A 12,387-nucleotide genomic window follows, 5' to 3' on the forward strand; every position below is an offset into this window, starting at 1 on the left:
GACCGGCGACCCTGCAGGCGACTTCTCCTGTGTCGAGGCTCTGGTGTCGAACGCGTACATCGGGGCCCTCGGGTGCCGCGTCAGATCGAACGGGCGAAACCGGTGGTGAGCCCCAGGACCACCGGAACCACGCTGATCAGCACGAACGCGGGGAGGAAACAGAGCCCGAGGGGCGCCGTGGCGAGCACCCCGCAGCGGCGGACCCGGGCGTGCGCCGCGCGGGCGGCCGCACTCCGACGGGCCTGCGCCAGCCCGATCAGCGGTCCGGCCGCCGGGGCGCCGCTCAGACTCGTCCGGACCAGGCAGCGTGCCAGTGGCGCCAGGGCGGGGTGCTCCTCACCCAGCCGGCTCCAGCAGACCTCGGGAGGCGCGCCCAGACCCAGTTCGGCCGCGATCGTGACCAGCCGAGGACCCATCGGAGCACCGACACTCCGGCCGACCGCCGTCACCGCCGAGGCGGGCGAGGCAGCCGAACCGAGGCAGGCCGCCAGCAACTCGGCCGTGAACGGGAGCTGCCGGACGAGCCGCTCCTCCTCCCACGCGAACTGCCGCTCCGCCGGGGAGGGCGCCCTGGACAGCCACCGGTACAGCCCCACGGCCAGCAGGGCGCCCGCCAGCAAGCCCGTTCCGCCACCGAGCACGAGGGTCGCGGCGCCCCCGGCAGAGCCCGCCACCGCCACCCGTCGCGCATACCCCGCCGCGACCGCGCCCGGCCCGCCGGCACCGGCACTCCGCCTGGTCCGCCACCGCTGCCCGCACAACCGGGAGGACAATCGGGCGGACAACCGGCCGGACACCCGCGTGTCGCGGTCCTCGCCCGGTCGCCCGCCCTGCCGCCGATCCGGCCCGGCCCGGCGGACGTGAGCCGGAGCCACGGATCCGACTCGACGGCGGGACCATGAGCGGACCTCGAACCGGCCACCGGAACGGAGCACAGCCGCCGCCCTCCGGCGCCCGGTTCGCTCGCTCGCCCACCGGCACGAAACCAGCGCGGCTGCCCCCAGTGCCACGACGGGCAGGCCCACCAGGAGGGTGACCCGCTCGATCCCCGTCGTCACGCGGATGCCGTCTCGGCCCGGAAGGAACCGCTCGGCCGACCGGGCCGCGCCCGCGTGCGGGAGATCCCGCACCGCCGGCCGCCGTCGCGCCGGTCACCGCTTCCGCCTCCGCTGCCGCCACCGGCACGGACTCCGGCCCCGGCCGCGCCGCCCGTCCGTTCACCGCCCAGCGGGTCCTCCAGGGCGCCCCGCGAGGCCGCCCGGACGATCCGGGCCGTCCACGCCACCCCCAGCCCCTCCAGAGCCGCTCCACCCAGCAGACACGCGAGCCCGGCCGGGGTGTGCAGCAGGACGGTCACCGGTCGGGCCCCGAGCGCCGCGCCGAGCAGCAAACCGGCGACGGGCAGCGCCGCCAGGACGGCGACCGTCGTTCGCGGCGCGGCCAGCTCGGCGGCGATCTCCTCCTCCAGCGCCCGCTCGGCGCGCAGAGCCTCGGCGACCCCGTCCAGTCCGGCGGCCAACCCCGTGCCCCCGTCGGACGTCACGCGCCAACAGGCCGCGATCGCGGTCGCCCCACGTCCGCCCGGCAACTCCGCGAGGAGCTGGAAGGCCTCCGGCACATCCCCGCCGTACCGGCCGGCCGCGAGCCGGGCCACCGGCTCCAGGCCGATCCGGCGCAGCGCCTCGTCGTCCTCCGCGAGACGCGTGGTGACCACGTGCAGTGCCTGCTCGGGCGTGGCTCCGCTCCGCAACTCCCCGGCCAGTGCGGCACAGAGGTCGACCACGGCGGTGGCCCGCCGCCGAGCCTCCGCCGCCACCCCGCGACGCAGCCGCCGGCGTCGCAACGGCAGGAAGGCCAGCGCGGCGGCCAGTGCCGGCACGGGCGAGGCCGTCGCCTGCGCGAATCCCAACCCGACCGGCAGGAGCAGCAGTTCCGGCGTCAGCCACCCCGGCCGGCGCAACGGCGCGGCGGAACCACCGCCGATCGCCTTCGGCCCTGGCCACCGAGGCGTCGACGCCCCATCGCTCCCGCCTCCTCCTCCCCCGCCGTTGCCGACGAGCAGCCGCCCGGACCTTCTGGATCCCGCCACCTGGCGCTGCAGGGCACCCCACCCCACGGTCGCCGCCCCGCAGAGCACCGCCACCCAGCAGAGTTCACTCTGACTTGCCGTCATATCGCCCACTCCCTTCATCGCTTGCTCCGGCCACGCCACAACCCCAGCAATGCCACCGCGCCCGCGGCGCACCCGCAGATCAACAGGCCGAACACCGGCTCGGCCGCGCGCGTGATCACGACGGCCCCGCCGGGAGCGCCGGCCCCACGGCCACCCCACGGGTGGCGAGCAGCCGGAGAAGCCGCTCCCACCCGACCCCGGGCACGGTGGCGCCGTCCGCCGTGAACGCCACCGCCGGAGTCGTGACGGCCAGCCCGTCGCGGTCACCCGACAGCGTGTGGATCTCCGCGATCCGGCGCCGCCCGGAGGCGGGCTCCCGCACCAGGTGCACCACCACATCGAGTGCCGAACGGAGTTGGCTGTGCAGCGCCGCCCGGTCCAACCCCGCGAGCGATCCGAGCGCCTCCAACCGGACGGGTACGTCCGCCGCCGCGTTCGCGTGCACCGTGCCGCAACCGCCCTCGTGGCCGGTGTTCAACGCGGCCAACAGGTCCGACACCTCGGCTCCGCGAACCTCTCCCACCACCAACCGGTCGGGCCGCATCCGCAGCGCCTGGCGGACGAGATCCCGCAGGGTCAGCTCACCGGCCCCCTCCTGGTTGGGCGGTCGGCTCTGCAGCCGGACCACATGCGGATGGTCCGGTCGCAGCTCGGCGGAGTCCTCGACGACGACGATGCGCTCGCCGACCCCGGCCAGCCCCAGCAGGGCCGCCAGCAGGGTCGTCTTGCCGGTACCGGTGCCGCCGCTGATCAGCAGGGAGAGCCGGGCCCGCAGGATGCCCGCCAGCAGCTCGGCGCCGACGGCGGGCACTGCCCCGCCCGTCACCAACTCGTCGAGCGTGAACGGGCGGGGCCGGCAGACCCGCAGCGAGATGTGGGTGCACCCGGTCGCGATCGGCGGCAGCACGGCGTGCAGCCGGGTGCCGTCCGGCAGCCGTGCGTCCACCCAGGGCCGCGCGTCGTCGAGTCTGCGCCCGGCTGCCGTGGCGAGCCGGTGAGCCAGTCGGCGGACCGCCTCCGCGTCGGCGAAGCGGACACCGGTGGCCCTGCGCAGACCACCGCCCCGGTCGACCCAGACCTCGTCCGGCCCGTTGACGAGCACGTCCGTGACGTCGGGCGCCGACAACAGCCGGTCCAGCGGGCCCGCACCCACCAGTTCGGCGCGCAGCGAGCGCACGGTGTCGAGGACTTCGTCGCCGCCGAGCGGCGGGCGGGTGGCCCGCAGGACCGCCGCGACGGACCCTGCCGTCGGCGCGGCGCCCGACTCGGCCAGCCTGAGCCGGACGGCGTCGACCAGGGCCGCCGTCCGCTCCTCCCGGACCGTTCGTCCGTAAAGGGGCGGTGCCGGCCGCGGGCCCTGCTCGGGTGGGCCGGCAGCCGTCGCGACACTGCGGAGCGGCCGGCCTTCCCACGCACCGGGACTCCGCCCGACGGTGGTCGTGCTTCCGGTACCTCGGAGACGAACCATCAGTACACACCTCCTCCGACCGCCGGCACCGGCGGCAGCACCTCGTTCAGAAAGGTCTCGCAGAAGCGCGCGAGCGGGCCGTCCGTACGGATCCCGGGCGGTACGCCCTGCTCCACGTCGGCGGCCAGCCCGGGCTCGGGCTCCAGTTCCCCCGCGAGTTCGAGCCGCAGCCCCCGCGCGATCCGGTGGGCCAGGAGCCCGAAGGGCCGCAGCGGGCGCACCACGGCCCGTACGTCGTCGAGCCGCATCCGGACGGCGGCCGCGACCCGGCCCGCGGCCGCGACCGCGCGCAGTTCGGCCGGGACCACCAGGAGCGCCGTGTCGGACTGCTCCAGCGCCTGCCCGGCGGCCGGGTCGAGCCGGCGCGGCACGTCCACCACCACCAGCCCTCCTCGGCGACGGGAGGCGGCCAGCACACTGCGCATGGCCTCGGGCGGCACGGCCAGCGTGTCACCGCGATCCCAGGACAGACAGGAGAGCGAACTCAGCCGTTTGAGCGCCGGCAGGGCCTTGGCCAGCTCGGCACCGCTGACCCGGCCTCGGGAACCGGCCAGGTCGGGCCAGCGCAAGCCGCCCGCCGCCTCGCCACCGAGCAGGACGTCGAGCCCGCCGCCCAGCGGATCGCCGTCGACGAGTATGGTCCGCCGGCCCGTGCGCGCGGCCGTCACCGCGAGCGCACAGGCCAGGGTGGAAGCACCGGCGCCACCTCGGCCACCGAGCACCGCGACCGTGAGCGCCGGCGTGCCGATGCCCTCGGTGGCGTCGGCGATCCGGTCGAGCAGCCAGGCCTCCGCATCCGGCAGGAACAGCACGTGCTCGGCACCGAGTTGGACGGCTCGGACCCAGACTCCGGGGTCGTCCAGGTCCAAGCCGAGCAACAGCACCCCGGTACGACGGGGAAGTCCGGCGCATCGCTCGGCCCGGTCGTCTCCGACCAGCACGAGCGGCGCGCTCTCCCAGAGCCCTCGCGTCGGCGGCGCTCCCCTGATCAGCCGAGGTTCGGTACCGGCGGCCGCGCAGAGCCGGAGCACGTGCTCGGCCAGGCCTTCGTCCTCGGTGACGACGAGCGGGCCGGCGGCCTCCGGGCCGTGCGCAGCGGCGTGGTCGGCGAGTGGTGTCGACATGACGGTCTCCCCTGTGCGGCGCCCGTCCGCGTCGAGCGGTACGGGCACACCTGCGGATGGACGCGGCGGGCGACCGCCCGGCCGGCCTCGTGGGGCCCGCCCGGCAACCGCTGCCGTCCATCACGGTGGGGGGTGATCCGGATTCCGTCAGCTGACTCCCGATTCCCTGTGGACAACTCGGGGCTGTGGATAAGTACGTTCACCCGGACAGGGGGGCTATTGCGCAAAGAATTGACGAAACGGTCTCACTGAGAAGAACCGGGACCTCACGCAGAGCTTGATCGGCCGGCATCCGCTCGGGCCCTCCGAACACGCTCCGGTCTTCTTCCCGCTCTCTTCGGAGCGCCGCCGAGGGGCTTTCGGGAGCGGGGACCAGCCATCGGCGACTCTGAGCAACCGGCGACGGAGAGTGACGAAAGCGGGTCGGCACATCCTCGACCCGACACCCCCTGCAGATCACGGACGGGCCGACCGCGGAGTACTCCGCACGAGCCGTTCAAGCCCTGAAAATGGCCCCGGACGTGCGACGACCCCCGCCGGGGGGGAGAGCGGGGGTCGTCTATCCACGGCCCGACTCGGGGGGGAGGAGCCGGACCGGGTTAGCACGGTCGCGAACGATCCGTGACTTCCATGGTGTACCCGAGCGGCCAGAAACACAAACCCGCGCGCCCATGAGTACGCCGAATGGCGGGCGGTTTTGCGGTGCCCTCTATCCTCGGTTCCCGTGGACACCACCGAGAACGCCGACGAGTACGCCGACGAGTCCCCGGACTCCACCGCCGAGACCGCGGAGGCCGCGGTGACGGCCGGGGCCGCCGGGAACATCGGGAACTCCGCGGCCGCCGAGAAGGCCGAGGGCGCCGGGGCGGAGCGGAACTCCGCCGCCGCCGGGAAGAGCGGTTCCGCCGCGGCCGACGATCCCGGCGGACGCGCCGCCGCCGGGCTCCCGGCGACCGCTCCGCACCCGGCCGGCCCCAGGACGGCCGCCTTCTTCGACCTCGACAAGACCATCATCGCCAAGTCGAGCGCCCTGGCCTTCAGCCGGCCCTTCTACCAGGGCGGTCTGATCAACCGTCGGGCCGTCCTGCGCAGCGCGTACGCGCAGTTCGTCTTCCTGGTCGGTGGCGCGGACCACGATCAGATGGAGAAGATGCGCGAGTACCTCTCCGCGCTCACCCGGGGCTGGAACGTCCAGCAGGTCCGCGAGATCGTCGCCGAGACCCTGCACAACCTGATCGACCCGATCATCTACGACGAGGCCGCCTCCCTGATCGAGCAGCACCACGCCGCCGGCCGCGACGTGGTCATCGTCAGCAGTTCGGGATCCGAGGTGGTCGAGCCGATCGGCGCCCTGCTCGGCGCGGACCACGTGATCGCCACCCGGCTGAAGATCGAGGACGGTCGCTACACCGGAGAGATCGAGTACTACGCCTACGCCGAGAACAAGGCCGCCGCGATCCGGGAGTTGGCCGAGGTCGAGGGGTACGACCTCGCCCAGTGCTACGCCTACAGCGACTCCTCGACGGACCTGCCGCTGCTGGAGGCGGTGGGCCACCCGTCCGCCGTCAATCCGGACCGCGCGCTGCGCAAGGAGGCGGTGGCCCGCGAGTGGCCGGTGCTGGTCTTCGACCGCCCGGTCGAACTGCGGCGGCGGCTCCCGGAGTTCTCCGCGCCGAGCGGCTCGGTGCTGACCGCCGTGGCGGTCGGAGCGGCGGTGCTGACCGCCGGCGTGATCTGGTACGCGGCACGGCGCCGCCGCCCGGCGGCCTGAGGGTCCGCACGGCCGGCGGCCGGTGCGCCGGGCGGGCGTACGGGCCGGCCCGTACGCCCGGCAACCACGGGCCCGCCCCGTACCAGAGCTGGCACACCCGCCCGTTTGGAGCAAAACGGTCAAAAGCCGAAGACTTCTCATTTCGGGTTCCCCTTTCCCCCGAAACGCGATACAAAGGAAGCACGGCCCGCGAGACCCGGTCAGGACCGAAGAGGTCAAACCGACAACGCAGTTCAGGCCCACGGACCGCACGTACAGATAGTCGAGCACCCACATGCAGCCGACCCGCTGTCGGGCCGCCGCACCAGACGAACGGGCAGGATCCCCGTCTGATGGGCATTTCCGGTGCATGCATGGTCACCCGGCACCTGTACCAGCGGCGGCATCCGGCAGGATCGGGTGCCGCCGCATCTCTCTGCCCGGGCGACTCGGAGTGCGCCGCCCGCGGCCCGTCAGACCATGCCGCGCTGCATCGCCTCACAGACCGCCGTGCTCTCCCGCACACCGAGCCGCAGCGCCCGGCCGCAGTGGGCGATCCAGGCCGCCAGCCCCTCCGGCGTACCCGCCAGATAGCCGGCCAGCGCGCGCCGGTAGGCATCCGTGCCGAGTTCCGCGAAGCCGACCTCGGCCGGGCAGATCGACTTCGGGTCGAGCCCCTCGGCGATCAGGACGATCCGCTGCGCGGCACGCGCGATCACACCGTTGTGCGAGCCGAACGGCCGCAGTGCCAGCAGCTCCCCGTGCACCACCGACGCCACCACCAGGGCCGGCGTCCCGACGCCCTGTCCCTCGGCGCGGGCGATCAGCAGCCGGGAGAGCTGGTCCAGCCGGGCGGCGACCTCCTCCGCCCCGGGGGCCGGGGGCAGCTCGGCCACCGGTCCGGCGGGGCCGGCTTCCACCTCGACGCTCTCCGCCGCCTTGAGCTCCAGCGGGAACAGCGCCTCCACGCCCTCCCCGAACTGCCTCGGCCGACCCGCCGCGGGGTCGGCGTCGCCGACCGCCAGCAGGTGCAACCGGGCCAGCACCTGGAGCGGCGAGTGCCGCCAGACGCTCAGCAGCTGACCGGCCTCGGCCGCGATCCGCAGCGCGGCACCCACCGTGCGGGACTCGTGGTCGGCGCTGAAGTCACTGCGACGCCGAACCTCCTCCAGCGGCCAGTCGGCCCCGGCCAGTGCCGCCGAGGCACGGGCACCGCGCAGCGCGGACTCGGAGGTGACCTCGGCCGCACGGCGGCGCATCACCCGGTGGCCGTAGAGCCGGTCGACGGCCTTGCGCACCTCGGCCACCGCGTCGGGCACCCCGGGGAGCTGGGCCAGCGGGGCGAGGGGATCTGTTCCAGTGCTCACCTACCCGAGAGTAATGAACGGGGCGCCCCTCCCGGAACAGCAACCCCGCATCACCCGTTAGAGGCAATCCTCACTTCCCTTCGCCGATGAACCCGAAACCGCGGATAGCATGGCCACTATCGGAGACGATAACGATTTCCAACTCCGGAGATCGTCGGCCTCGGCGCAGTGCGGACGCGACCCGGAACGGCGGCGCGGAAGCGGCCCGGAAGAGGCCCCGAGCAGGCGGCCCCGAGGTCGGGCCCCAGAGTGAGAGCGGGAGTCCCAGATGAAGATCGCCTTCGTCGGCAAGGGCGGCAGCGGCAAGACCACGCTGTCCTCACTGTTCATCCGCCACCTGGCCGCCGCAGGCCGACCGGTCATCGCCGTCGACGCCGACATCAACCAGCACCTGGGCCCAGCACTCGGCCTGACGGATGCTCAGGCCGCCGAGCTGCCGCCCCTCGGCGGCCACCTGCCCGAGATCAAGGAGTACCTGCGCGGCGACAACCCGCTGATCCGCTCCGCCGAGGAGATGATCAAGACCACGCCGCCCGGCCGAGGTTCGCGACTCCTGCGGATCGTCGAGGAGAACCCGGTGTACGCCGCCTGTGCCCGCCCGATCGCCCTCGACGAAGGGTCGGTGCGACTGCTGGCGACCGGCGCCTTCACCGAGGAGGACCTCGGAGTGGCCTGCTACCACTCCAAGGTCGGCGCGGTCGAGCTCCTGCTCAACCACCTGGTCGACGGCCGGGACGAGTACCTGGTCACCGACATGACGGCGGGCTCCGACTCCTTCGCGTCCGGGCTGTTCACCCGCTTCGACCTGACCTTCCTGGTGGCCGAGCCGACCCGCAAGGGCGTCTCGGTCTACCGCCAGTACAAGGACTACGCCCGGGACTTCGGCGTCCGGCTCCGCGTGGTCGGCAACAAGGTGCAAGGTCCCGACGATCTGGAGTTCCTGCGCGCCGAGGTCGGGGACGACCTGCTGACCACCTTCGGGCAGTCCGACTGGGTGCGCCGGCTGGAGCGGGGCGCCGAGCCGCCGCTGCGGACCCTGGAGCCGGCCAACCGCGCTGTGCTGGAGCGGTTGCGCGTCGAGGCCGACGCCGCCCATGACCGCCGGGACGCCCTCCGCTACACCGAACAGGCCGTCCTCTTCCACCTCCGCAACGCGGAGAGCTGGGCCAACGCCAAGGTCGGCATCGACCTCGCCACCCAGGTGGACCGCGACTTCGTGCTCGGCGGCGAGCAGCCCGCCCCGGCCGGCGCCCGCGCCTGACGGGCGGCTCCGGCACCGCCGGACGCCACCACGCACCACCGCCGCCGACGGGCCGCAGCCTCCCCACCCCCGGGGAGGCCGCGGCCCGTCTCGCGTATCCGGCGTCGGCCGGACGCCACCAGCAGATTTCCATCGGTTCGAACACCACCCAATGGGGTGAATCCAGGGCGCTGGCCCTACCTTCCGAGATGACGCTGTGCAAAGCTTTCATTACCCTCGGTTTACCGAGTCTTGATGGTCCTCTCTGCGGCCTGGTTCTCCACGGCTTCTTCGAGGCCCCTTGATGGTCCACGGCCCGGCCGGTGACACCCGCAATCCCCGCCGCGCCCCACGCCATCCCGCCACACCGTCGCAACCCACGACAGCCGATCCGAATCCCCGAGCCCCACAACCGGACTCACCACCGGACCTGACTGCGTTCGTTCCCCGGACAGACGGGAAGACAATGACCCTCGACATCTCCAGCGCCCCCATCGCCTCCGACACCAACGACCACGCCCCGCCCGGCCCCCGCCCGCACAACCGGTGGGTGCAGGACTTCTCCGCCTCCCTGGTGGTCTTCCTGATCGCCGTGCCGTTCTCCCTCGGCATCGCCCTGGCCACCGGCGCCCCGCTCACCGCCGGTCTCGCCGCGGCGGCCGTCGGCGGCATCGTCGTCGGGTTCCTCGGCGGCACCCCCCTCCAGGTCAGCGGCCCCTCCGCCGCCCTGACCGTGATCACCGCCGGGCTGATCACCCAGTACGGCTGGCAGGCCACCTGCGCCATCACCCTCGCCGCCGGGCTGCTGCAGCTCCTGCTCGGTGTCCGCCGGGTGGCCCGAACCGCGCTCGCCGTCTCGCCGGCCATTGTGCACGGCATGCTGGCCGGCGTCGGCCTGACCATCGCCATCGCGCAGCTGTGCGTCGTCCTCGGCGGCTCCCCGCAGAGCTCCGCGCCGGCCAATCTGCTCGCGCTGCCGGGCCAACTGGCGGGCCCGCACCCGTCCGCCCTGGTCGTCGGCACGGTCACCGCCGCCGTCCTGCTCGCCTGGCCCAGGCTCGGCCGACTTCCAGGCAGGGCCGGAGTCCTCGGTGCCCGGCTGACCAAGGTGCCGGGCCCGCTGGTCGCCGTCGGCACCGCCACGGCGCTCGCCATGGCCCTCGGTCTGCGGCTCGCCCGGGTCGAACTGCCCGCCTGGCAGCCGCACGACCTGGTCCCCGCCCTGCCGCACGGGCCGCTCGCCGCGGTCCTGGCCGCCGTGCTGACCGTCACCGCCGTGGCGAGCGTCGAGTCACTGCTCTCCGCCGTCGCGATCGACCGGATGTCGCACCGCACCGGGGACCTCGACCGCGAGTTGCGGGGCCAGGGCCTCGCCAACATGATCAGCGGCCTGCTCGGCGGGCTGCCGATCGCCGGCGGCGCGGTGCGCAGTACCGCCAACGTCCGAGCCGGCGCGCAGAGCAATTGGTCCTCGATCCTGCACGGCGTCTGGGTGCTCGCGGCCGCCCTGGCCCTCACCGGTGGACTCCGCCGGATCCCGCTCGCCGCGCTGGCCGCCCTCGTCCTGGTCGTCGGCCTGCAGATGGTCAGCTTCGCGCACATCCGCAAGGTGCACCGCCACCGCGAGTTCCCGGTCTACCTCGCCACCGTCCTCGGTGTGGTGCTGCTCGGTGTCCTGCTCGGGGTGGCGCTGGGCGCCGCGACGGCCGTGCTGCTCGCGCTCTACCGCCTGACCCGCGCCCATGTGGACGTCGTGGCCGGCCCCGACGGCTCGTACACGGTCCAGACGCACGGACCGCTCACCTTCACCGCCGTGCCCCGGCTGAGCCGCGCGCTGGCCGGCATCCCCGCCTCCGCCGACGTGGCCGTCGTCCACGACGGCTCCTTCCTGGACCACGCCGCTTACGAAACGCTGCACAGCTGGCGAACCGGCCGGCAGGCGGCCGGCGGCCGGGTCTCGATGGTGACCCGACGCCAGGACGACGAGGTCCTCGATCCCGACGGCACCGTCCGGGCCGGCAGTTCCTCCGGACCGCACCGCTGCCGCGCCTGGACCCCCTGGGTCGGCCACCACTGCATCGACCAGCAGGAGGACCCGCACGGCCGGCTGCTCGACGGCGTCCGGGTGTTCCAGCTGCACACCGCCCCGCTGGTCCGCCCCGAGCTGGCCCGGCTCGCCCGGGAAGGGCAGACGCCCTCCCAGCTCTTCCTGACCTGCGCCGACTCGCGGATGGTCACGAGCATGATCACCAACAGCGGCCCGGGCGACCTGTTCACCGTCCGCAACGTGGGCAACCTCGTACCGGTGCCGTTCGAGCCGGGCGCGGCCGACGACTCAGTGGCCGCCGCGGTGCAGTACGCCGTGGAGGCGCTGGAGGTTCGCTCCATCACGATCTGCGGGCACTCCGGCTGCGGCGCCATGAAGGCCCTGCTGGACGGCGTGCACGAGCGGCCGGGGCCACCGACTCCGCTCACCCGCTGGCTGCGCAACGGCCGCGGCGCGCTCGACCGGTTGCGCCGGGCCCCCGCCGAGTTCACCGGCCGCCCGGTGGCCGACCTGGTGGAGCAGCTCTGCCTCACCAATGTGGTCCAGCAACTGGACCAGCTGCTGGCGAACCCCGCGGTGGAGCGCCGGGTCGCCGAGGGCACCCTGCGCCTGGTGGGGATGTACTTCGACTTCGCCACCGCCCAGGCCTACGTGCTCGACCAGGAGAGCGGACGGTTCAGTCCGGTCGAGGCCCTGGACGGCACAGTCGGCCCCGCGCCCTGCGACACGCCCGGGCGAATGAGTGAATTCGAAAAGGTCCCCGCGACCGACGCGGACCTCGCAGCGGCCACCGCCACTGGGGGCGACCCCAGGCTGGCCGCCTGAGAGCCGGCCCGTGCCCTGCCGGGCGGGCCGGGGCACGGGCCCACTTCCCCACATCGCCACCGAGGCCCTCATCCCTCGGTCTGCCGTTCGACTCTCGGTGAAAGGTCTACACCAATTACCCGGAGCCTCTTGTCAACCGACCGCTTCGCCTGGTGAGCTGTGCGCTGGGACACACGGGACAATCCCCACGCACGGGATTGACCCCGATCATGACTCGATGAGGAGTGCGCGTTGAGCAACGAGAGCCTGGCCAACCTGCTCAAGGAGGAGCGGCGCTTCGCCCCGCCGGCAGAGCTCGCCGCAGCCGCCAACGTCACCGCGGCCGCGTACGCGCAGGCCTCCGAGGACCGCCTGGGCTTCTGGGCCGAGCAGGCCCGCCGCCTCACCTGGGCC

Annotated in this window: 8 protein-coding genes; 3 read left to right on the forward strand and 5 right to left on the reverse strand. The window is 73.8% G+C overall.

Going from position 1 to position 12,387, the window contains the following annotated elements:
* Window positions 1–80: 80 nt before the first annotated feature.
* From ACFXHB_RS23920 to ssd, 4 genes are all read right to left on the reverse strand, one after another.
* Entirely contained in the window at window positions 81–620 is a 540-nt protein-coding gene (locus ACFXHB_RS23920) for a type II secretion system F family protein (RefSeq protein WP_380576634.1), read from the reverse strand.
* A gap of 434 nt (window positions 621–1,054) precedes the next feature.
* Window positions 1,055–2,173 (reverse strand): type II secretion system F family protein, encoded by a 1,119-nt coding sequence (locus tag ACFXHB_RS23925; RefSeq protein WP_380576635.1) that lies wholly within the window; start codon window positions 2,171–2,173, stop codon window positions 1,055–1,057.
* A gap of 115 nt (window positions 2,174–2,288) precedes the next feature.
* A complete protein-coding gene (locus ACFXHB_RS23930; RefSeq protein ID WP_380576636.1) occupies window positions 2,289–3,641 on the reverse strand; it encodes a TadA family conjugal transfer-associated ATPase in 1,353 nt (450 codons plus the stop codon).
* Window positions 3,641–4,765, reverse strand: coding sequence for a septum site-determining protein Ssd (gene ssd / locus ACFXHB_RS23935; protein WP_380576637.1), 1,125 nt, complete (start codon window positions 4,763–4,765; stop codon window positions 3,641–3,643). Before ssd ends, ACFXHB_RS23930 begins: the two co-directional genes overlap by 1 nt.
* A gap of 724 nt (window positions 4,766–5,489) precedes the next feature.
* Between ssd and ACFXHB_RS23940 the strand changes: the two genes are divergently transcribed.
* Entirely contained in the window at window positions 5,490–6,536 is a 1,047-nt protein-coding gene (locus ACFXHB_RS23940) for an HAD family hydrolase (protein ID WP_380576638.1), read from the forward strand.
* A 452-nt stretch (window positions 6,537–6,988) separates the two neighbouring features.
* Here the strand turns inward: ACFXHB_RS23940 and ACFXHB_RS23945 are convergent, their stop codons facing one another.
* Window positions 6,989–7,882: an oxidoreductase gene (locus ACFXHB_RS23945; protein WP_380576639.1), complete on the reverse strand. Its 894-nt coding sequence runs from the start codon at window positions 7,880–7,882 to the stop codon at window positions 6,989–6,991.
* A 268-nt stretch (window positions 7,883–8,150) separates the two neighbouring features.
* Between ACFXHB_RS23945 and ACFXHB_RS23950 the strand changes: the two genes are divergently transcribed.
* Window positions 8,151–9,143, forward strand: coding sequence for an ATP-binding protein (locus tag ACFXHB_RS23950; protein WP_380576640.1), 993 nt, complete (start codon window positions 8,151–8,153; stop codon window positions 9,141–9,143).
* Window positions 9,144–9,588: 445 nt separating this feature from the next.
* Window positions 9,589–11,994, forward strand: coding sequence for a SulP family inorganic anion transporter (locus ACFXHB_RS23955; protein ID WP_380576641.1), 2,406 nt, complete (start codon window positions 9,589–9,591; stop codon window positions 11,992–11,994).
* The last annotated feature ends 393 nt before the right edge of the window (window positions 11,995–12,387 follow it).

The sequence above is a fragment of the Kitasatospora sp. NPDC059327 genome (assembly GCF_042752535.1).
Classification (GTDB): Bacteria; Actinomycetota; Actinomycetes; order Streptomycetales; family Streptomycetaceae; genus Kitasatospora.